20 protein-coding genes are annotated in these 21468 nt (G+C 62.9%); 5 read left to right on the forward strand and 15 right to left on the reverse strand.

The window, feature by feature from the left end:
• Window positions 1–520 (forward strand): restriction endonuclease subunit S (locus Tam10B_RS09485; protein ID WP_198947576.1); only part of this gene is annotated, 520 nt, incomplete at its 5' end.
• On the opposite strand, the gene Tam10B_RS09490 is transcribed toward Tam10B_RS09485, so the two are convergent.
• From Tam10B_RS09490 to Tam10B_RS09550, 13 genes are all read right to left on the reverse strand, one after another.
• On the reverse strand, window positions 517–1446 hold the full coding sequence (locus Tam10B_RS09490; protein WP_093961009.1) for a site-specific integrase: 930 nt from the start codon (window positions 1444–1446) through the stop codon (window positions 517–519). The genes Tam10B_RS09485 and Tam10B_RS09490 overlap by 4 nt on opposite strands.
• A gap of 88 nt (window positions 1447–1534) precedes the next feature.
• A complete protein-coding gene (locus tag Tam10B_RS09495) occupies window positions 1535–2068 on the reverse strand; it encodes a restriction endonuclease subunit S (RefSeq protein ID WP_093961010.1) in 534 nt (177 codons plus the stop codon).
• Window positions 2069–2180: 112 nt separating this feature from the next.
• Window positions 2181–3419, reverse strand: coding sequence for an argininosuccinate synthase (locus tag Tam10B_RS09500; protein WP_093961011.1), 1239 nt, complete (start codon window positions 3417–3419; stop codon window positions 2181–2183).
• 98 nt (window positions 3420–3517) lie between these two features.
• On the reverse strand, window positions 3518–4084 hold the full coding sequence (locus tag Tam10B_RS09505; RefSeq protein ID WP_093961082.1) for an arginine repressor: 567 nt from the start codon (window positions 4082–4084) through the stop codon (window positions 3518–3520).
• 13 nt (window positions 4085–4097) lie between these two features.
• Window positions 4098–5072, reverse strand: coding sequence for an ornithine carbamoyltransferase (gene argF, locus Tam10B_RS09510; protein ID WP_093961012.1), 975 nt, complete (start codon window positions 5070–5072; stop codon window positions 4098–4100).
• A 206-nt stretch (window positions 5073–5278) separates the two neighbouring features.
• Window positions 5279–6568 (reverse strand): acetylornithine transaminase, encoded by a 1290-nt coding sequence (locus tag Tam10B_RS09515; protein WP_093961013.1) that lies wholly within the window; start codon window positions 6566–6568, stop codon window positions 5279–5281.
• Window positions 6561–7508 (reverse strand): acetylglutamate kinase, encoded by a 948-nt coding sequence (gene argB, locus Tam10B_RS09520; RefSeq protein WP_093961014.1) that lies wholly within the window; start codon window positions 7506–7508, stop codon window positions 6561–6563. Before argB ends, Tam10B_RS09515 begins: the two co-directional genes overlap by 8 nt.
• A 72-nt stretch (window positions 7509–7580) precedes the next feature.
• Window positions 7581–8750, reverse strand: a complete 1170-nt coding sequence (argJ, locus tag Tam10B_RS09525; RefSeq protein ID WP_093961015.1) for a bifunctional glutamate N-acetyltransferase/amino-acid acetyltransferase ArgJ — start codon at window positions 8748–8750, stop codon at window positions 7581–7583.
• Window positions 8747–9841 carry an N-acetyl-gamma-glutamyl-phosphate reductase gene (gene argC, locus Tam10B_RS09530; RefSeq protein ID WP_093961016.1) on the reverse strand — a complete coding sequence of 365 codons (1095 nt, stop codon included), beginning with the start codon at window positions 9839–9841 and terminating at the stop codon, window positions 8747–8749. Before argC ends, argJ begins: the two co-directional genes overlap by 4 nt.
• A 105-nt stretch (window positions 9842–9946) precedes the next feature.
• Window positions 9947–10615, reverse strand: a complete 669-nt coding sequence (locus Tam10B_RS09535) for a DUF4190 domain-containing protein (RefSeq protein ID WP_093961017.1) — start codon at window positions 10613–10615, stop codon at window positions 9947–9949.
• Between the two features lie 103 nt (window positions 10616–10718).
• Window positions 10719–13337, reverse strand: a complete 2619-nt coding sequence (gene pheT / locus Tam10B_RS09540; protein ID WP_093961018.1) for a phenylalanine--tRNA ligase subunit beta — start codon at window positions 13335–13337, stop codon at window positions 10719–10721.
• A gap of 7 nt (window positions 13338–13344) precedes the next feature.
• On the reverse strand, window positions 13345–14412 hold the full coding sequence (gene pheS / locus Tam10B_RS09545; protein ID WP_093961019.1) for a phenylalanine--tRNA ligase subunit alpha: 1068 nt from the start codon (window positions 14410–14412) through the stop codon (window positions 13345–13347).
• Between the two features lie 78 nt (window positions 14413–14490).
• Window positions 14491–15393 carry a TrmH family RNA methyltransferase gene (locus tag Tam10B_RS09550; RefSeq protein WP_093961020.1) on the reverse strand — a complete coding sequence of 301 codons (903 nt, stop codon included), beginning with the start codon at window positions 15391–15393 and terminating at the stop codon, window positions 14491–14493.
• Window positions 15394–15588: 195 nt separating this feature from the next.
• Here Tam10B_RS09550 and Tam10B_RS09555 point away from each other — a divergent pair, with 195 nt between their 5' ends.
• The 4 genes from Tam10B_RS09555 to Tam10B_RS09565 all read left to right on the forward strand — a co-directional run bounded on the left by Tam10B_RS09555 (window position 15589) and on the right by Tam10B_RS09565 (window position 19162).
• Complete coding sequence (locus Tam10B_RS09555; protein ID WP_233133683.1) at window positions 15589–17130, forward strand: ABC transporter permease; 1542 nt, start codon at window positions 15589–15591, stop codon at window positions 17128–17130.
• Between the two features lie 26 nt (window positions 17131–17156).
• Entirely contained in the window at window positions 17157–17294 is a 138-nt protein-coding gene (locus tag Tam10B_RS13610; RefSeq protein ID WP_233133684.1) for a hypothetical protein, read from the forward strand.
• 63 nt (window positions 17295–17357) lie between these two features.
• Window positions 17358–18089: an ABC transporter ATP-binding protein gene (locus Tam10B_RS09560; RefSeq protein WP_093961021.1), complete on the forward strand. Its 732-nt coding sequence runs from the start codon at window positions 17358–17360 to the stop codon at window positions 18087–18089.
• A 206-nt stretch (window positions 18090–18295) separates the two neighbouring features.
• Window positions 18296–19162 (forward strand): MurR/RpiR family transcriptional regulator, encoded by an 867-nt coding sequence (locus tag Tam10B_RS09565; protein ID WP_198947577.1) that lies wholly within the window; start codon window positions 18296–18298, stop codon window positions 19160–19162.
• A gap of 103 nt (window positions 19163–19265) precedes the next feature.
• Here the strand turns inward: Tam10B_RS09565 and phnX are convergent, their stop codons facing one another.
• Together phnX and phnW are read right to left on the reverse strand one after the other, a co-directional pair.
• A complete protein-coding gene (phnX, locus tag Tam10B_RS09570) occupies window positions 19266–20048 on the reverse strand; it encodes a phosphonoacetaldehyde hydrolase (RefSeq protein WP_093961023.1) in 783 nt (260 codons plus the stop codon).
• Between the two features lie 40 nt (window positions 20049–20088).
• Window positions 20089–21294: a 2-aminoethylphosphonate--pyruvate transaminase gene (gene phnW, locus Tam10B_RS09575; protein WP_093961024.1), complete on the reverse strand. Its 1206-nt coding sequence runs from the start codon at window positions 21292–21294 to the stop codon at window positions 20089–20091.
• Window positions 21295–21468 lie beyond the last annotated feature (174 nt).

The raw sequence follows: 21468 nt of genomic DNA on the forward strand, positions 1-21468 counted from the left end.
ACAGCGTAAGTTGGGGGACCTGTATGAGAATAGGGACGAGCGAGGCAGCGATGATCTGCAAATCTTGTCAGTCTCGATCTACGGTGGCGTTTCCGACGGTTCACTGAACTCCGATGAACTCGGCAAGAATGTCAGAAGAAGTGAGGATAAATCTCTCTATAAGAGAGTAGAAATTGGCGATGCAGTACTCAATATGATGCGAGCATGGCAGGGAGCCGTTGGGACTTCGTCGGCACAAGGTATGGTCAGTCCTGCTTATATTGTTGCTAAGCCTCTTGTTGAGCAGGATCGAAGCTTCTTTAACGTGCTGTTGAGACGTTTTGCCACAGTAAATCAGATGAATGATTTGTCTTATGGCGTTACTGATTTTCGCAAACGTCTCTATTGGGATTCATTTATTCGCGTGACCGTTGATTGTCCATCGTTGCCTGAGCAACAGGATATCGGCCGGTTCTTCTCTCGCTTGGATTCCCTCATCACCCTTCATCAGCGTAAGCAATCACGATTGGTATTGTGTTAGATGAGCGTCGAAAGGGCGCGCATCACGATATCAACGTCCTTGTTCTCTAGTTCGCGGATGACATGTAGATAGGTATCCTGCGTTGTGTTCATGCTGGCATGCCCGAGTCTTTTTGAGACGCTGGCAATGGATACGCCGGCGAAGAGCAATAATGACGCATGCGTGTGTCTCAGCCCATGGATCGAGATCACTGGTACCTCAGCGTGCTCGCAATGGCGCGCCAGAACATTGTTAGCAGTTGAGTTGTAAACTTTCCCGTTTACAAAAATGGGTTCGTTCTCGGGAAGATCCTTTAATAAGGCCGACAGCTGCATGATGAGTTGCCAATCAAGCTGTACCTTACGTACAGAAGACGCATTCTTCGTCGGGACAAATCCGCCACCATTCTTGTAATCCCAGGTTTTGCTGACGGACAAGGTTTGATGAACGAAGTCAAAGTCGGCAGGTGTGAGTCCCAGAGCCTCTGAGAAGCGTAGGCCTGTCTTAGCTACAAGCAGTATCAGCCAATCCCAGCTTGGCTTTGTCCCCAAATCCAGATCAGCAAGCACGGCATGTAACTCAAATTGGTTAAGGTACTTTGTTTTCTTCTCTCGAGGAGGCCTACCTTTGATAATCGCTTTACGCGTGGGGTCGCGTTGAATCAGCCCTTCATCAACAGCGTCAAGAATGGCTCCTTTCAGCTGATGGTGAAAATCCATTGTCGTTTGCCGTTCGTGATATTCCGCATATCCGTTAATCAGCTTCTGGTAGTTCACGCGATCCATGTCGGCAAGCCGGAGATCGGGAATGAGTTTACTGAGCCACGCCTCAGTGAGCTTATACTTTTTCATCGTCACATCACGGATTGCTCCTTCCTTATAGACGTCAACCCATTGCGTGTAATAATCACAGAACAAGGTCTCTTTGTCTGTAGTGTTTCCAGTCATTTTCAGGTTCTCTTTTCTGCATAGAGGTGCTTACGCTGATGCTGGATGCACAGAACAGACAACCAAGTAGAGCAGACCCACGCTGAAACTATCGTGATTGCTTACGCTGATGAAGGGTGATGAGGGAATCCAAGCGAGAGAAGAACCGGCCGATATCCTGTTGCTCAGGCAACGATGGACAATCAACGGTCACGCGAATAAATGAATCCCAATAGAGACGTTTGCGAAAATCAGTAACGCCATAAGACAAATCATTCATCTGATTTACTGTGGCAAAACGTCTCAACAGCACGTTAAAGAAGCTTCGATCCTGCTCAACAAGAGGCTTAGCAACAATATAAGCAGGACTGACCATACCTTGTGCCGACGAAGTCCCAACGGCTCCCTGCCATGCTCGCATCATATTGAGTACTGCATCGCCAATTTCTACTCTCTTATAGAGAGATTTATCCTCACTTCTTCTGACATTCTTGCCGAGTTCATCGGAGTTCAGTGAACCGTCGGAAACGCCACCGTAGATCGAGACTGACAAGATTTGCAGATCATCGCTGCCTCGCTCGTCCCTATTCTCATACAGGTCCCCCAACTTACGCTGTTCCCAAGCAGACGTGGTCGGCCTGATCGTTCTTGCCTACCACCGTGTGCGCGAGCATGCCGACATACGGGAAGAGCCCCGCGCGCGATCCAAAATGATCACGCGCGGGGCTCTACACGAAGACGGCTAATCGCCGAAATTACTCCACGGCGTTCTCGGGCACTTCGATGCCGTTGCCGAACTTGACGTCGCGGGCGGCGGCCACGCGGCTCGGCAGGCCGTAGATGTCGATGAAGCCGTTGGAGGACTTCGAGTCGAAGCTGTCGCCGGAGTCGTAGGTGGCCAGGTTGTAGTCGTACAGCGAGGTGTCGGAGCGACGACCGGTCACCACAGCACGGCCGCCGTGCAGGGTCATGCGGATCTCGCCGGAGACGTACTTCTGGGTGTCCTCGATGAACGCGTTGAGCGACTGGGTGGCGGGGCTGAACCACTGTGCATCGTAGACCAGCTCGGCCCAGCGCTTGTCGATGTCGCGCTTGATGCGGTGCTGCTCACGCTCGAGGCAGCAGTTCTCCAGCTCCTGGTGGGCGGTGATCAGGGCCACGGCGCCCGGGGCCTCGTACAGCTCGCGGGACTTGATGCCGACCAGACGGTCCTCGATGAGGTCGATGCGGCCGATGCCCTGGGCGCCGGCGCGACGGTTCATCTCCTCGATGGCCTGCAGCGGGGTGACGTCGCGGCCGTCGATCTTGACCGGGATGCCCTGCTTGAACTCGATGATCACCTCGTCCTCGACCGGCGGGAAGGCCGGATCGTCGGTGTAGGAGTAGCAGTCCTTGGTCGGACCGTTCCACGGATCCTCGAGGAAGCCGGTCTCGATGGCGCGGCCCCACACGTTCTGGTCGATGGAGTACGGGCTCTTCTCGGTCTGGGTGATCGGCAGCTTGTGCTCCTTGGCGAACGCGATCTCCACGTCGCGGGTCAGGGCCAGATCGCGGATCGGGCTGATAGCCTTGAGCGTCGGGTCGATGGAGGCGATGGACACCTCGAAGCGCACCTGGTCGTTGCCCTTGCCGGTGCAGCCGTGGGAGATGGTGTCGGCGCCGAACTGGTGGGCGGCACGCACCAGATGCTTGGAGATCAGCGGGCGGGAGATGGCGGAGACCAGCGGGTACACGCCTTCGTACATGGCGTTGGCCTTGAGGGCCTTCATGCAGTATTCCTCGGCGAACTCGTTGCGCGCGTCCACCACGTAGGCTTCGACGGCGCCGCAGGCGAGGGCGCGCTGCTTGATGGTCTCGAGGCTTTCGCCGCCCTGACCGACGTCGAGGGACATGGCCACGACATCCTTGCCGGTGCGCTCCTTGAGGTACGAGATAGCCACGGAGGTATCAAGACCTCCGGAATACGCCAGGACAAGACGCTTGTTGTCTGCCATTGGTTGCCTTTCTTATGGTTTACATCCTGATGCATCGATTATATGCAATGGTCTGTATATTTATGCATTCCGGTGAGTCGCACAATGAAATCATGCGGTCAACGCGTGCCGTCACCCGGCTCCCGATCGTTCTTGTCGCGATTCTGGGAGGCCAGCGACAACAGCCATTCGGAACGCCGTACGGCCATGTCATCGTCGGTGCAGATCATTAATACCGTATCATCACCGGCGATGGTGCCGAGTATGCCCTCGAGGGGGTGCCTGTCGATCACGCTCGCCACATACTGCGCGGCGCCGGACGGGGTGTGCACCACCACGAGGTTGCGGGCGGCGGCCACCGAGGTGACCAGTCCCGAAAGCACCCGGGACATCTGCTGCTCGTTCTTCGCCCCGAGTTCGACATGGGCCCGGTCCTCGCCATGATGGCCGGACGAGCCACCGATGGCGTATGCCATGGCCCCGCCGGCCACGCGCACCTTGACGGCGTTCATCTCGTCGAGGTCTCGGCTCAGCGTGGCCTGGGTGACCGCGATGCCCTGAGCCGCGAGGATCTCGGACAGCTGCGACTGCGAGGTGACGGTGTGCGAGCGCAGCGCCTGTTCGATGGCGCTCAGGCGTGCGGCTCGCGTGGCCGGCCGCTGCAGCGACGGCGTATCGTCGTCGATCGTCTTGGTCATGTCAGGCGAGCTCGCCGAGCAGGGAGGGGTCCTCGCGCTGCCATGCGATGAGCCAGGTGAGCAGCGCCTTCTGCGCGTGCAGGCGGTTCTCGGCCTCGTCCCAGACCACCGACTGCGGTCCGTCGATCACCGAGGAGGTGACCTCCTTGCCGCGGTAGGCGGGCAGGCAGTGCTGGAACAGTGCGTCGGGCTTGGCGTACGACATGAGCTCGTCGTTGACCTGGTAGTTCCAGAACGGCTTGGAGCGGATGGCGTATTCGGCCTCCTCGCCCATGGAGACCCACGTGTCGGTGAACACGCAGTCGGCGTCGGCCACGGCCTCCTTGGGATCGGTGGTGACGAGCACGGAGCCGCCGTTGGCCTCGGCGATGCGCGTGGCGTCGGCCACGATCTGCGGATCCGGCAGGTAGCCCTGCGGGCCGGAGACGCGCACGTTCATGCCGGCGGTGGCGCCGCCGAGCAGGTAGGAGTTGGCCATATTGTTGGCCGCGTCGCCCACGTAGGCGATGGTCTGGCCGGCGAGGGCGTCCACGCCGCCGCGGTGCATGGCGATGGTCTGCAGGTCGGCGAGCACCTGGCAGGGGTGGAACTGGTCGGTCAGTGCGTTGACGACCGGGCAGGTGGCGTACTTGGCCATCTCCTCCACGCGGTCCTGACCGAAGGTGCGCCAGACGATGCCGTAGGCCATGCGGGTGAGCACGCGGGCGGTGTCGGCCACCGGCTCGCCACGGCCGAGCTGCGAGGAGGACTTGTCGATCACGAGCGGGTAGCCGCCGAGTTCGGCCACGCCGATCGAGAAGCTGGAGCGGGTGCGCGTGCTGGGCTTGTCGAAGAGCACCGCAACGGCCTGCGGACCTTCGAACGGACGGGCGTAGAAGCGGTTGAGGCGGAACTTCTCCGCCAGCTTGAGGATCTGCTTCTGCTCCTCATGGTTCACATCGTCGTCGCGCAGCATGTGCCGCAGTTCGTGGGCCATTGCGTTCTCCTTCGTCTGGTTGTTGGACAGTGATGAGTAGTTGTGTGGTGATGATCGGGATGATCATGCGCCGACCGGTTCGATCCGGCCGGCAACGGACGGGTGATGAAAACAGATGTCTGCCGGATCCGTCCGAGGTTCCGGCAGACATGACGAATGAAAGTCCGATCCGACCGTCGACCGAACGGTCATGCGGTCGGCGGCGATCAGTCGTTGGGCAGGTCGGTGGGCACCTTGGCCAGTACTGCCAGGCATTCGTCCACGTCCTGTTCGCTGACGATCAGCGGCGGGGCGAAGCGCAGGGCGTTCGGGGCCACGGCGTTGACGATCAGGCCGTGCTCGAGGGCCCAGCCGGCGACCGCGTGGGCGCACGGATGGCTCAGTTCCACGGCGTCGAGCAGACCGCGGCCACGCACCTCGCCGTACAGCGGGTTGTCGAGCGCGGCGAGTCCGTCACGCAGCTGCTTGCCGCGGGCCTCGGCGTTGGCGAGCAGGTCGTCGTCCTCGATGGTCTTGAGTGTGGCCAGCGCGGCGGCGGCACCCAGCGGGTTGCCGGCGAAGGTGGAGCCGTGCGAGCCCGGGGTGAACAGAGAGGAGAGCTTCTCGCCGAAGGCGATCAGACCGCCCATCGGGAAGCCGCCGGCGACGCCCTTGGCGAAGGTGATCGCATCCGGGATCACACCACCGCTCAGGTCCTCGCGCTGGAAGGCAAACCATTCGCCGGTGCGGCCGATGCCGGTCTGCACCTCGTCGATGATCAGCAGCGCGTTGTTGCGGTCGCACAGCTCGCGGGCGGCCTTGACGTAGTCGGCGCCCAGCGGCACGACTCCGGCCTCGCCCTGGATGAGCTCCATGATCACGGCGGCGACCGGGCCCTTGCCGTAGCGGCCCAGACCGGTCTCGTTGAAGGCGCGCTGCAGCGATTCGACGTTGCCGGCCTCCACGAACTCGATGGCCGGGACAAGCGGCTCGAACGGCTTGCGGATCACAGGCTTCCAGGTGGCGCTCAGCGCGCCGAGCGTACGACCGTGGAAGCCGTGGGTCATGGACAGGATGCGGGCCGGCTTGCCGCCGATGTCGGGCAGCGCGCCGTCCAGCGTACGACCGTAAAGCTTGGCCAGCTTGAGCGCCGCCTCATTGCCCTCGGCGCCGGAGTTGCCGAAGTACACGTGCGAACCTTCAGGAGCGCCGGCAAGCTCGATCAGCTTGGACGCCAGCTCGATCTGCGGCTCGGTGGCGAAGTAGTTGCTGGTGTGGCCCACCTTGGCCGCCTGGTCGGCGATGGCCTTCACCCAGGCGGGGTGCGCATAACCGAGGGCGTTCACGGCGATGCCGCCGAGGAAGTCCAGATACTCGTTGCCGTCGACGTCCCAGATGCGGGTGCCCTGACCGTGGTCCATCACGCGCAGCGGCGTGCCGAACACGTTCATATGCACGTTCTTGTAGGAGTCCAGCCACTTGGCGTCGTTGGTGCCCAGGATTTCCTTGTCAGACATAGTTGTAAGAGCTCCTCATCTCGATGCCATCCGCGGGGATCACCATGGTGCCGATACCCTGGGTGGTGAAAATCTCGTTCAGAATGGAATGCGGCTTGCGACCGTCAATGATGTGGGCCTCCTCCACACCGCTGTCGAGCGCTCGCACGCACGCCTCCATTTTCGGACGCATGCCGGACTCGAGCTCGGGAAGCATGTCACGCAGGTTCTCCACGCCGATGCGGCCGATCAGGGAGTCCTTGTCGGGCCAGTCGGCGTACAGGCCGTCGACGTCGGTGAGGATGACGAGCTTGCGGGCGCCGAGCGCGCCGGCCAGTGCGGCCGCGGCGGAATCGGCGTTCACGTTGAGCACCTCGGTCGGATCGTCCTCGTTCGGCGCCACGGACGACACCACAGGGATGCGGCCGGCGGAGATCAGATCCTCCACGGCGGAGGCGTCCACACTCACCACGTCGCCCACCAGGCCGATGTCGGTGGGCTTGCCGTCGATGATCGGCTTGCGCTGCATGGCGGAGAACAGACCGCCATCCTCGCCGGACAGACCCACGGCCATCGGACCGTGTGAGTTGATCAGGCCCACCAGCTCCCTGGAGACCTTGCCGGTGAGCACCATGCGCACCACGTCCATGGCCTCGGGCGTGGTGACGCGCAGACCGCCCTTGAACTCGGACTTGATACCCAGGGCCTTGAGCATGTTCGAGATCTGGGGACCGCCGCCGTGCACCACCACCGGGTGAAGTCCCACCTGACGGAGGAACACCATGTCCTCGGCGAAGTTCTGCTTGAGCTTCTCGTCCACCATGGCGTTGCCGCCGTACTTGATGACGATGCGCTGGCCGTAGAATTCCTCGAGCCACGGCAACGCCTCGATCAGCACCTCGGCCTTCTGGTCGGCGCGCAGATCGGTGTGTACATCGAAGTGGAATCCGGGTCCAACCACCGTTTTCGTCTCTGCCTTAACCACAGTTCAGTCCTTGTTCGATCGTGTTGTGATTGTGTTGTATGCCGACCGTCACGATTCGTAGTCGGCGTTGATATGCACGTATTCGTGCGTCAGATCATCGGTCCACACGGTGGCCTGGCTGTCGCCTTCGCCCAGATCGATGTCGAAGTGCACCTCGCGCGGGGTCATGTCGACCTCGGAACGCGGACGTCCGGGCTTGCCGCCGTCGCACACGCGCACGCCGTTGACGTCGACGGTCACGTTGTTCGGATCGTACGGCGCCACGTCGGCGGGCACGGTGCCGAGCGAGGAGACCACACGACCCCAGTTCGGATCGTTGCCGCACACGGCGCACTTGAGCAGGTTGGAGGCGGCCACGGCGCGGGCACAGGCCAGTGCGGCGTCCTCGCTGGTGGCGCCGGTCACGGTCACGCGGATGTCGTGGGACGCGCCCTCGCCGTCGCCGATGATCTGGCGGGACAGGGAGGCGCAGGCCTTGGCGACCATGGCGTCGAACTCGTCCTCGTCGGGCTCCACGCCCGAGGCGCCGGACGCGAGCAGCAGCACGGTGTCGTTGGTGGACATGCATCCGTCCACGTCGATGCGGTTGAACGAGGTCTCCACGCCGGCCGACAGCGCCTTGCGCGCCTGCGCGGCGCTCACCTTGGCGTCGGTGGTGATCACGCACAGCATGGTGGCCAGCTGCGGGGCGATCATGCCGGAGCCCTTGACCATGCCGCCGATGCGATAGCCGGCGCCTTCGAGGGCGACGGTCTTCTTCTTGGTGTCGGTGGTCAGGATGGCCTCGGCGGCCAGTTCGCCGGCCTCGGCGGAAGAAGACAACGCGTTGTTCGCCAGTTCAACACCGGACAACACGTTGTCGAGCGGCAGCAGGTCGCCGATCATACCGGTGGAGCACACCGCGATGTCGCTGTCGACCACGTTCAGCAGTCCGGCGAGCTTGGCGGCGGTGTCCGCCGACTGGCGGTATCCGGCCTCGCCGGTGCAGGCGTTGGCACAGCCGGAGTTGAGCACCACGGCCTTGATATGACCGTCGGCCACGGCCTTGCAGGACCACTGCACGGGGGCCGCGCAGAAGCGGTTCGCGGTAAACACGCCGGCCGCCACGTCGAGCGGGCCGTCGTTGACCACGACGGCCATGTCCTTCTTGCCTTCCACGGCCGAGATGCCGGCCACAACTCCGCTTGCGGAGAATCCCTTCGCGAACGTCACACTCACGGTGCCACTCCAATCGTCGTCAGTCCAGTGCTTTCATCAAGTCCAAGTGCAATGTTCAGCGACTGCACGGCCTGTCCCGCGGTACCGCGGTTGAGGTTGTCGATGGCGCTGAACGCCAGAAGACGGCCGGCCTTGCGGTCCACCGCCACCTGAATGTGAGCGGCGTTCGAGCCGATGATGTTGCCGGTCGCAGGCAGCACGCCCTCCGGCAGCAGGTTCATGAAGTGCTCGCCCTCGTAGGCCTTCTGCCATACCGAACGAATCTCGGCGTCGCTCATGGCGGCGGCCTTGTCGGTCAGCGGGGCGGAGACGGTGGACAGAATGCCACGGGCCATGGGTGCCAGAATCGGCGTGAAGCCGAGCTTGAAGCGTCCGGCCTGATCGGCCGTCAGACCGGCGGCATGGGCGAAGTTCTGCAGGATCTCGGGGATGTGGCGATGCGTGCCGCCCACACCGTACGGGACCGCGGAGCCGAACGCCTCGGCGGCCAGCAGGTTGATGCGCTTGAGGTTCTTGCCGGCACCGGAGTAGCCGACCACCAGATCGGCCACCAGGCCGCTGGGATCCACCAGCCCCTCGGCGATGCCGGGCTGCATGGCCAGCGTGGTGCCGGTCACATTGCAGCCGGGGCCGGCGATACGCTTGACGCCCTTGAGGTTGTCGCGCTGACGCAGGTAGGAGCCGTCGGCCGCCTTGCCGAGGATCAGCTCGGGCATGCCGTAGGCCCAGTGTTCGTAGAAGTCGCCGCCGTAGTAGTCGTCCCACGCGGACCTCTCTTCAAGACGATGGTCGGCACCGAGGTCGACCACCACGCTGTTGGGATCGAGCTGCGCGGCCAGCGCGCCCGACGCGCCGTGCGGCAGCGCCAGGATGATCACGTCGTGACCGTTAAGCACCTCGGGCGTGGTGTCCTCGACGGTCAGATCGGCCAGCTGCGGAATATGCGGCATGTGCTTGCCGAGCTTGTCCCCCACAGACGAGTGGCCGGCCACGCAGGTGACCCGCATATTCGGGTGCGCCGCGAGGATGCGCAACGCCTCCCCTCCCGCATATCCGGTGGCGCCTGCCACCGCGACCGTGTATTGAGTCATGGTTGATACCCTCTTTGACTTGCGTTGTTCTGCAATAGCGCCGATTATACACACTATGCAGACCAATGCATAATTATGCATTATCGTGCGAAAGCGCGTCCATCATTACACCGAAGTGCCGGTGTCCGTGCCACCCGTTCCACCATACGAATCCAAACCATACAGCTGCAGTATGAACTGCTGGGCATCCATGCCGGTCACCATCAGATAGATGTCCAGTGCGGTGACGAGCACGCCGATCACCACGGCGGCGATGGCCAACCCCCGGCCTTTCATATGGAACAGGCCTGTGCGCCAGATGGCGAACGCACCGAGAATCACCGGCAGCACCGGAATGCTGAGCAACGCGCTGCCGAACGCGATGATGGCCGCCGGATCCCACCTGCCGTACAGGGGGTTCTGGTACGGATCGTCGAGATTGATGCCGTTGCGGTAGCGCGGCTGCCGGTTCGGCTGATTGTAGGGTTGCGGTCCGCCGTTGTATCCGGACCAATTGGGATCCGGCGTCTGCGGCGTCGGGTTCTGCGGCGGACGCCCATCCTGCCCGATATAGCCGCCGCCCATCCCGGCGTTGCTCACGCCGGCATTCTGCGATCCGTCCGGCTTGTCCGGTTCGGGAGTGCCGTATACGTAAGGGTTCCAGCCCGGGTACTGATTGGCCATCTGACCGTACTCGGGCTGGGCATACTGGCCGTACTCGGGCTGATCGACACGCCCGGAGCCGTTCTCCTGATTCCCGTTGGAATCGGCGTTCTGGGGGTTCTGGGTATTCATGACTTCCTTACTAACAACGGATACGAGACGTTCCCTGACCGTTTCGTAAAAACCAAACAAAAGAAAAAGACCCCCGGACGCAAGCCGGGGGTCCTGAAGGCGACTAGGCGCGCAGCTGTGCACCCAGCGCCGCAGCCTTGTCCACGATCGCCTGACGGATCGCCTCACTGTCGGAGGAATCCAGCGTCTTGGACGGCGAGCGGAACGTGACGGCGAAGGCGAGGGACTTCGCGTCCTTGCCCACCTGTTCGCCCGTGAACACGTCGAACAGCTCGATGGACTCGAGGTTCTCGCCGGCGGCCTCGCGGATCGCATCCTCAAGCTCGCGTGCGGTCACCGAAGTCGGCACGGTAAACGCCAGATCCTGATGGACCGGCGGGAACGTGGCGATCGGCTTGGCCTGCACGGGCTTGTCGTCGAGTGCGGGCAGCAGCGCGGTGAGGTTGAGCTCCATGGCTGCGGAATGCTCCGGGAAGCCCAGCGCCTCGTTGACGTGCGGGTGGAACTCGCCCACCTCGCCCACCTTGGTGCCGTCGGGCAGGGTCACCTCGGCGTAGCGGCCGGGGTGCCACGATGCCGGCACCTGATCGGCGGCGGGCTGGTTCAGACGCAGATCGGCGCCAAGACGCTCGGAGATGCGGGTGACGACCTCCACGGCGTCGGACCAGTCCACGTCACGGGAATCGCCGAGCCAGCCGGCGTCCACGGCCTTGCCGGTGAGGATCGCGGCCGTGTGCAGCGGCTGTTCGGGCAGACCGGCATCAAGCGCGGCGAGCTGCTCATCGGTCGGCTTCACACCGCCGGGCAGCGCCGGAATGGCGGGGGCGTCCGGGTTCCACAGGAACACGTGACCAGTCTCGAACAGGCTCACGTTCTGCAGGCCGCGGCGGATGTTGCGCTGCACGGTCATGGCCAGCGTGAGCAGCAGCGAACGACGCAGGAACGGACGGTCACCGGCAAGCGGGTTGGTGATCTCCACGCTGACCGGCTTGATGGCCTTGGCGTCCAGAGCGAAGGCCTTGTAGTCGACGTCGCCCACGAACGGGTAGCTCAGCGTCTCCACGAGGCCGTACTGGGCGAGCGTGTTGGAGATCCAGCGCTGACGCTGCTGTTCGAGCGTCAGACCGGTGCGGCCGGAGGCCGGAACCGGAGGCACGCGCACCGGAATCTCGTCGTAGCCGACAAGACGGGCCACTTCCTCGACCAGATCGCACGGCTCGGTGAGGTCCGGTCGCCAGGTCGGGGGCTGCACGGAGAACTCGCCGTTGCCGCCGCCACCGACGTGGCAGCCGATGTCGGTGAGGATGTCGGAGATCGTGTTGGTGTCGAGCTCCAGACCAGAGACGCGCGCCACCTCGCTCACCTTGAAGCGAATGTCGTGCGGGCGCGTGGTGACGTTGTAGTCCACCGGGGTACGGGAGCCTTCGCCGGCGCCATAGCGGGTGAGCAGCTCGACGGCCATCTCCACGGCTGCGGGCTGCAGCTGCGTGTCCACACCGCGCTCGAAACGACGGGACGCCTCGGACGGGGTCTTGTGGCGGCGGGCGGAACGGGCGATCGACACCTGATCGAAGTGTGCGGCCTCGACGAAGATGTCGGTGGTCTCGCTGGTGATCTCGCCGTACAGACCGCCCATCACACCGGCCAGTCCCAGAATGCGGGAGGCGTGCTCGCCGTTGGGCGAATCGGTGATCAGCAGGTCCTCGGGGCTCAGATCGTGCGTCTTCTCGTCGAGCGTGGTGAGCTTCTCACCCTCGTTGGCGCGACGCACCACGATCGGGCCTTCGATCTTGCTCAGATCGTAGGCGTGCAGCGGCTGACCGAGGTCAAGCATCACGTAGTTGGTGACATCCACGGCCAGCGAGATCGAACGCATGCCGGCACGGATCAGACGACGACGCATCCAGTTGGGGGTGGGGGCGCTCGGGTTGAAGCCACGCACGATACGGCCGTAGTAGCGGTCGCATCCGGCCACGCCATGGATCGGGTTGTTGTCCTCGACCAGCACCTCCATGTCCTTGACCGGGGCGGAGCCGTCGACGGACTTGGCCTCGTGCGGAGCCTTCTCGCTGAGCTCGATCACCGGATCGGTGAACACGGCCTTGGTGGAGTGGTGGTATTCGCGGGCCACGCCACGGTAGGAGAACGCATAGCCGCGGTCCGGGGTGATGTTGATCTCAAGCACCGGGTTGTTCAGGTGCAGCAGCTCCATGGCGTCGTCACCGGGCTGCAGCGCGTCGTACTCCTGCTTGGAGAAGCCGTATTCGCGCAGCAGGATGATGCCGTCGTGGCTGTCGCCCAGACCCAGCTCGCGCTCGGACGCACACATGCCGTTGGAAATGTGGCCGTAGGTCTTGCGCGGCTCGATCTTGAAATCGCCGGGCAGCACGGCGCCGGGCAGCGTAACGACCACCTTTTCGCCGGCGGCCATGTTCGGAGCACCGCAGATGATACCGCGGGGCACCTTGTTGCCGTTCTCGTCGGTCTCGTTGAACTCGTCACCGACGTCCACATGGCACCAGTTGATGATCTTGCCGTTCTTCTGCGGTTCGGGAGTGGCGTCCACCACGTAGCCGACCACGATCGGGCCGGTCACCTGGGACTGATGGATCTCCTCCTCCTCGAGACCGACGCGCACCAGATCCTTGGCGAGCTGCTCGTAGGTGAGGCCTTCGGGAATCTCGACGTGGTCCTTGAGCCAGTCGATATCGATCATCGGCATTTGAAAATCACTCCCCCATCGCGAACTGTTCGGAGAAACGCACGTCGCCTTCCACGAGGTCGTGCATGTCGTTGATGTCATGACGCAGCAGCAGCGTGCGCTCGATGCCCACGCCGAACGCGAAGCCCGAGTACACGGTCGGGTCCAGGCCGGCGGACTTGAGCACGTTCGGGTTCACCATGCCGCATCCACCCCATTCGATCCAGCCGGGGCCGCCCTTCTTATCGGGGAACCACAGATCCAGCTCTGCGCTGGGTTCGGTGAACGGGAAGTAGCTCGGACGCAGACGGCTCTTGGCCTCGGGACCGAACATGGCCACGGCCAGCTTGTCGAGCACGCCCTTGAGGTCGGCCATGGTCAGGTGCTTGTCCACGGCAAGCGCCTCGCACTGGTGGAAGACCGGCGTGTGGGTGGCGTCGAGCTCATCGGTGCGGAACACGCGGCCGGTGCATGCGATATACAGCGGCACACCGCGGGTGATGAGGGCGCGGACCTGATCGGAGGAGGTCTGGGTACGCATCACCATGTTGGATCCCACGAATCCGGCGGCATCCTTGGCCTGATTGCCCTTGATGTAGAAGGTGTCCTGCATCTGGCGGGCGGGGTGGTCGGGGCCGAAGTTCAGCGCGTCGAAGTCGTACCATTCGGTCTCCACCTCGGGGCCGTCGGCAACCTGCCATCCCATGGAGATGAAGAAGTCCTGCACATCCTCCATGAGCTTGGGCAGCGGGTGACGGGCACCAAGCGGATGACGGCGCACCGGCTGGGTCATGTCCACGGCTTCGGCGGCGAGCTTGGCGGCTTCCTCGGCTGCCTTGACCTCCTGCTCCTTGGTGCCGAAGGCGCGGCCGAAGTCGGCACGCAGCTTGCCCATCAGCTTGCCCGCGTCCTTCTTCTGGTCCTTCGGCAGGGCGCCGATGGCCTTGCTGGCCTTGGTCATCGCCGAGTCGGCACCGGCGTACTGGGTCTTGATCGCCTTGAGTTCCTCCATGGTGGAGGCGTTCTTGATCTTCTCGATGCCTTCGGCGACAGCTTCCGTCACCGCTTGGGCATCAAAGGTTGCAACATCTGCCACAGGGACACCTTTCCGTTGGCAAAATTTCGCTTACACAACAACTGTCCCATGCGCTTTTGCCCGCACGAGACACCAAATTCACATTGTTCTCATATGACTAGACATAGCCAGCGAGTACAGCAGTACGGCCGCACTGGTCGCCAGGTTCAGCGATTCCGCCTTGCCATATATAGGGATGGAGACGATGCCGTCGCAGTCCTCGAGAATGGCCTCGTCGAGTCCGCGGGCCTCGTTTCCGAACAGAATCGAACGCAGGGTGTTCGTTTTCCCGGCATCGGCGGCCAGCAGCTGCGGCAGCGGCACGGGGGTCAGCTCGTCGGTGCCTCGCACGTCGGCGGCCAGCACCTCTCCGTCGTGGTCGCCGTTCCATGCAAGCAGTTCGCTGACCGATGCGCGCAGCACCGGAATGTGGAACAGCGAACCGGCGGTGGAGCGGATCACCTTGGGGCTGAGCGGATCCACGCAGTCGTCCACGAATACCACCGCCGACGCACCGGCGGCGTCGGCGGTGCGGATCACCGTACCGGCATTGCCCGGGTCGCGAACCTGCCAGAAGGCCGCAATGGTCAGCGGCGCGTCGGACCCGGCGGCGAGCGCTCGCGGATCCGTGCCGGAAAGCCGTCCGATGAGGCCTTCGGACGAGGCCACGGCGGCGATGCCCTGAGCGTCGCCGCTGATCGCGGACATCACGCGTTCGGTCACATAGTGCACGTAGATGCGGCTGCGGTCGCCGGATTTGTCGGAGAACACGGTCGACGCGATCTCGGCCGCCCTGGCGCTGGCGGTGTTGCCGTCCTCGTCGATCTCGATGTAGAGGTCCTGTACGATCTCGGGGCGCAGATCGATCGCCTCGCGAACGGCCTGCGGTGCCTCGATCAGAAATCGGCCGGTCTTGCGGCGGGCCTTGGATTTGGCGAGTTCGGCCACGCGTCGGATGCGTTCGGCGTTCGGATTATCCAGAATTCCCTTGGTCAATGGCATAGGCATCACTTTAGCCCATCCTCGACCCCCGAGAATCCAGCGAGCATTCAGGTTTCTCCCGGAGAACACGTATGACGTTGCCGGAACCCTCCGAGACATTCGACAGCGAGCGTCACGGCTGCTCGGGCACCCTGAACCATAGGCACGGACGATCGGTTCCGCGCGCATCCATACCCATGAACCAAGGGATTCATCATGTTCATTGTCAAGAACGCCTGGCGATCGGTAGTCCGAAACAAGGGGCGCAACATTCTCATCGTGGTGATCGTGGCGATCATCGCGGCGGCCGCCACGATCAGCCTGTCCATTCGCGACGCGGCCCAGACCGCGCGCGACGAGGGTCTGGCGAACACCGAGGTGACGGCCACGATCAGCCTTGACCGCGACAAGCTCATCAGCGAGGCGAAGCAGAACAGCGATTCGTCGTCGGGCTCCGACTCCGACGGCCAGCCCGACTTCGACGCCATGCGTTCGGCGCTTGATCAGAGCTCGCTGAGCCTCGCCGACTATCAGAAGTACGCCAAGGCGTCCAGTGTGAACGTCACCACCTACTATTCCGAGGAGACCGGCGTCAGCGCCACCGACGGATTCCAGCCCGTGGAGACGTCCACGTCGTCGTCGAACTCGTCGGATTCCTCGTTGTCCGACACGTCCTCCAACTCCGGAGACTCCAACGGCGATCAGAACCAGCCCGGCGGTCAGGGAGGTCAGGGCGGACCCGGCGGATCCATGACGCAGGGCGACTTCACCCTCACCGGCTTCTCGTCCGACAAGGCCATCGCCAACGCCCGCAACGGCTCGTTCACCATGGTCGACGGAAAGGTGTTCGGCTATGACTCCAGCAGCGACGGTCAGGCCATCATCTCCAAGTCGCTCGCCGAATTCAACAATCTGAGCGTGGGCGACACCATCACCGTGGCCGACCCGTCCGACTCGTCGAAGACGTACACGCTAACCATCGTGGGCATCTACAAGAACTCGTCGAGCGAGAACACCACGGCCTCCGGACCGATGGGCGGCACCAGCCAGGACGCGGCCAACGCGATCTACACGTCGGTCTCCACGCTCAAGTCGCTCGGCCTCGACTCCGATTCCACGTCCTCGTCCGACTCATCCAACTCCACCCAGCTCAACTTCACCTACGTGCTCGGCAGCAAGGACGACTACGAGACCTTCAGCCAGGACGTGAAGAACGCCGGCCTCGACGACACGTACACCGTCTCGTCCACCGACGTGGAGCAGTACGAGTCCAGCCTCGTGCCGCTGGACAACCTGGCGAAGTTCGCGCTCACCCTGCTCGTCATCGTGCTCGCCGTGGGAGCCGTGGTGCTCATCGTGATCAACCTGTTCAATATCCGCGAACGCAAGTACGAGGTGGGCGTGCTCACCGCCATCGGCGTGAAGAAGGCCAAGGTGGCCGCCCAGTTCGCGATCGAACTGCTGATCGTCACCATGATCGGCATCGCGCTGGGCGTGACCGGCGGTGCCGTGGCCTCGGTGCCCGTGTCGAACGAACTGCTCGCCCAGCAGATCTCCTCCCAGCAGTCCGAGGCGCAGAGCCAGCAGGAACAGTTCGGACGCAGCGCCGACATGGGCGGCCCCAACGGCGGCGGGCAGGCCCCGGCTCGAACGGCTCCGGCAGCTCCGATGATTCCGATTCGTCCAACGATTCGTCGAGCAACGGGTCCTCCGCCAACGGCAGCGAGGGCAATGCCCCCGGACAGCCCGGCGGACTGACACAGGCCACGAACTACATCACCACGGTGAACGCCACGGTGAACTTCAAGGTGGTGGCGCAGATGATCCTCATCGGACTGGCGCTCACCCTGTTCTCCGCCCTGGTCGGCATCATCTCCGTGATCCGATACGAGCCGCTGCAGATTCTCGCCGACCGGTCCTGACATCGGCGCGAAGTCAACGGCATCATCAGCAACATCATCACGCGTGAAGCAAAGGAAGCAATCATGACAGACACGACAGAACATCAGGCAACCGCAACGGCCATCGCCAACAACACGAACGACGACGCGGACCGCTCCCCCATTCTGGCGCTCGACAACGTCTCCTACTCATACGTCAAGGGCGGCAAGAAGGTGATCCACGATCTGAGCTACGCGTTCGAGGCGGGCAAGGTGTACGCGATCACCGGTCCGTCCGGCGCCGGCAAGACCACCGTGCTCTCGCTGTTGTCGGGACTCACCTCCCCCACCGAGGGACGCATCCTGTACCGCGGCCAGGATCTGGCGAAGACCGACCGCTACCGGTTCCGCAGCCACGACATCGGCGTGATCTTCCAGAGCTTCAATCTGCTGCCGTCGCTGAGCGTGGAGGAGAACATCATCCTGTCCATGGACGCCAGCGGCAAGCAGTTCGACCGGCCCAAGCACGACATCGCGATCGGACTGCTCGCCAAGGTGAGGCTCGCGCAGGAATATGCGAACGAGCGCATCCTGCACCTGTCCGGCGGCGAACAGCAGCGCGTGGCCATCGCCCGTGCGCTGAGCTACGACCCGGACATCATCATCGCCGACGAGCCCACCGGCAACCTCGACATGAGCACGCAGGACGACATCATGGCCATCTTCAAGGATCTGGCCCATGCAGAGGGCAAGTGCGTGATCATCGTGACGCACAGCCCCGATGTGGCGCAGCAGTCCGACGAGGTGTTCCAGCTCGCCGCGCTGCGCAAGCGCTGACGGCGCGCGACATCCTGAACGATTCGCCGTAGCGACCATGCAGTCCAAGGCCCCGCGACCATTATTTGGCCGCGGGGCCGCACTCGTTCACCAACAGTTCACCCCACGTCCAGTTTGGCACCGTCACGCGGATAGATTGCACGGCTATGCTGTCCGCAGGTGAATCAGCGAAACACGGCCGGGCGGGCCGAGACAAGGAAGCGGAAGTGGGCGCTTTGATGGACATACGACAGCGGATCAGCAACATCTACACCACGTTGCGCCCCGCGGAGAAGTCCGTGGCGACGTTCATCCACGACCACTACGACGATGTGGGCTCTCTGACGGTGGCCCAGCTCGCCGAGGCTGCCGAGGTGAGCCAGCCCACCGTGATCCGGTTCGCCCGCAAGCTTGGATTCAACGGCTACCGCGAGATGCGATACGTGCTCAACCATCCGATGGAGGATCCCCAGGCGTTCGAACCGCTGGAAGGATACGACCTGCATCCGTGGGACAACATCGACGACGTGCCGTCACGTGCCGTATCCGGCGCCAAGGCCATGCTCGACGACATGCTGCAGTCCCTGTCCGTCAAGGAATTCCACAAGGCCGTCTCCATGCTCACGCGTGCGCGCATCATCGACATCTACAGCGTGGAGGATTCCATCACGCCTGCCGAGGACCTGCTCACCAAACTCACGTACCTCGGCCTGCAGTGCCGACTGCACACCGATGTCTATCTGCAGCAGATCTCCGCCGGCCATCTCACCGACGCCGATGTGGCCGTGGCGTTCTCCTACTCCGGCAGTTCCGAGGACACGGTCAAGGCACTGCGATTGGCGCGCAATCAGGGTGCCGGCACGATTGCCGTGACGAATTCGACGGGCACGCCGATCGTCAACTGGGCCGACGTGTGCCTGCGCGCCGGACACGGCGAACGCACCATCTACGGCAACGCCATCTTCTCGCGCGTCTCACACACCGCCATTGTCGACATGCTCTACATGGGCGTGATCCTCAGCGACTACACCCGCTACTCGTCCGCCCTGGACGACTCCGGCCGCTACATCCGAGACAAGGTCTTCCGCGGCTAGCGGTCCGTTCAACGCATTTGGTAGTCCGAACGCGACATTGGATGATGCTAGTGAGCGATCACACTGTCGCGTTCGGACTACCAAATCCGGCAATGTCGAAAGATCAGGCGATTTGATCGAGCAGCGTGGGCAGCTCGGCCATCGTGTTGATCACCGCATCGGCGCCGGCAGCCACGAATGCCTCACGCGCCTTGTCGCGGGCGGCGTCCTTGTCGGAATCGGACAGCGCCTCGAACTCGGTCTGGCTCATGGCCAGCTGCGAGCTGCCCTCGACCACGCCGACCGTGAACACGCCGGCGTTCTTGCCCTCGCGGATGTCGGACAGGGTATCGCCCACCTTCGCGGCGGCATGCACGGAGGAGACGCCCAGCTTCTCCAGATTGCGGAAGATCATGTACGGATAGGGACGACCGAAGCCGTTCGTACCGTCCGGGCTGATCCAGAAGTCGGGATCGTAACCGTTCTCCTTGGCCTTCGGCACCACAATCTCCATCATCTTGTCCGTGTAACCGGTGGTTGAACCGATCTTCAGACCACGATCGCGCAGCGCGGCCACAGCATCCAGCACGCCTGGCTTCGGATCGGCGTAGCCATCCAGAATTGACAGCAGCTTCGGCTCGAAGTGCGCATATACGTCATCCACGTCCTTGTCGGTCGGGGCGGCGCCATGCTCGTCCTCCCATGCGCGGGCGATGCGATCCATGTGCAGCATCGTGTTGATATGGTCGTGCTTGAGCATGCCCATCGGCTTGCGGGTCTCGTCCATCGTCGGATCGATGCCGAACTCGCGGAACGCCTCCTGGAAGGCACGGACGGGGGCGAAGCAGCCGTAGTCCACGGTGGTGCCGGCCCAATCGAAGATGACGGCCTCAAAACGCTTGGTCATAGTTGGTTCCTTTGGTTTGTTGGATGAATTTAGAGGGCGGTCAGGCGGCGAGCTTGACGCCGAGGGGGGCGTTGGCCTTGATCGGCTCGCCGGCCTTGTCCATCGCGGCGATGGCCGCGGGGACGGAGTCGGAACCGGTGGCGGCCTCGAGCAGGCCGCGCTCCCCCATGTACAGGGCCAGCAGCTCGGTCACCTTCTCGATGTCGTCGGCGTAGATCTCGCCGATGTTGCCCAGACGGAACGTCTCCTCATCGGTCAGCTTGCCCGGGTAGATCGCGTAGCCGCGCTCCTTGATGAACTCATACATGTCGTGGAAGTCGAAGCTCGTGCCCTTCGGGTACAGGAACGTCGTGATGATCGGGCCCTGGTGATCGGCGAGGAACGTGCTGAAGCCGAGCGCCTTCATGCGGGCGATCAGCAGATCGTTGTTCAGCTGGTAGCGGGCCGAGCGCACCGGAATGCCGCCCTCCTCGAACATCTCGTCGAGCGCCTTGGAGAACGCGAGCACCACGTGGGTGGGCGAGGTGTAGCGCCACTTGCCGTTCGCCTTCTCCAGCGTGTTCCACTGATCCCACAGGTCCAGCGACAGGCTGCGGGCCTTGCCCTTCGAGGCCTCCAGCTTGGCCTTGTTGCAAATGATGAAGCTGAAGCCGGGCACGCCCTGGATGCACTTGTTCGCCGAGGAGACCAGGAAGTCGATGCCCCAGTCGGCCACCGGGATGTCCACGCCACCGAAGGAGCTCATCGCGTCCACCATGAACGTCTTGCCGTGTTCCTTGGCCACCTTGGCCACGGCCTGGATGTCGTTGAGCAGACCGGACGTGGTCTCGGAGTGGATCATCGACACATGCGTGATGGCAGGGTCGGCGTCCAGGTACTCGGCAACCTTCGCGGCGTCCGGGATGTGGTTGTACGGCTCGGCGTACTGGGTGTACGCGATGCCGGCGTGCTCGCAGATCTTCACCTGACGGTCGCCGTACGCGCCGTTCGTGCACAGCAGCACCTTCTCGTCCTTGCCGATCACCGAGGTGAGCACGCTCTCCACGCCGAACGTGCCGGAACCCTGCATAAGCACGGCCGTGTACTCCTCCGGATCGCAGTGAGCGAGCGTAAGCAGCTGACGGCGGATCTTCTGCGTGATCTTCTGGTAGTCCTCATCCCACGTGCAGTGGTCGAAGAGCATTTCCTCCTTGACGGAGCGGGTCGTGGTCAGCGGTCCAGGGGTAAGCAGCTTGTATTCGTTCATGGTGATTGTCCTTCTCTTGGATTGGTTGGATTGTTGTCAAAAATCAGGGCCTCCCCTTGAGGGGAAGCTGTCGGCGTAGCCGACTGATGAGGTGATCGTCAAGCGGCCGATCCGGCATGTGAGGACGGCCGGTCGAAAACCGCCCTCACTCTCGCGGTCACCTCATCCGACCGG

The organism is Bifidobacterium vansinderenii, from assembly GCF_002234915.1.
GTDB lineage: Bacteria > Actinomycetota > Actinomycetes > Actinomycetales > Bifidobacteriaceae > Galliscardovia > Galliscardovia vansinderenii.